The sequence below is a fragment of the Aliivibrio sp. SR45-2 genome (assembly GCF_963890165.1).
GTDB lineage: Bacteria > Pseudomonadota > Gammaproteobacteria > Enterobacterales > Vibrionaceae > Aliivibrio > Aliivibrio salmonicida.
In genome coordinates this window covers 1-234 of sequence record NZ_CAWPRC010000130.1, presented here as the reverse complement: position 1 = coordinate 234, position 234 = coordinate 1, and the positions used below count along the sequence as shown (strand labels likewise).

General features: G+C 48.3%; 1 pseudogene. It reads right to left on the bottom strand.

The features are described 5' to 3' along the window. Nucleotides 1-234, bottom strand: a pseudogene (locus tag AACV33_RS06630) (tripartite tricarboxylate transporter substrate binding protein); the annotation flags it as partial.

Here is a 234-nt window from a genome sequence, read left to right as displayed (position 1 = left end):
AGGTGTCTGTTTGACGATTGGCCGTCTCGATAAGGTGAGCAATGGCTTTACCACCGCCACCGCCAGAAAGGTTTTGATAAGAGGCCTGCTCAATCAGGTTTGATTTTAATAGTACATCACCCGTACCACGAACGGTCATATCCCAACCGCCTCCGGCACCACCAGGAATAATAAAGTGTATTTTTTCAAGGTCTGCTGCAAATGCAGATCCTGAAAGAGCAAACGTGGCGGCAA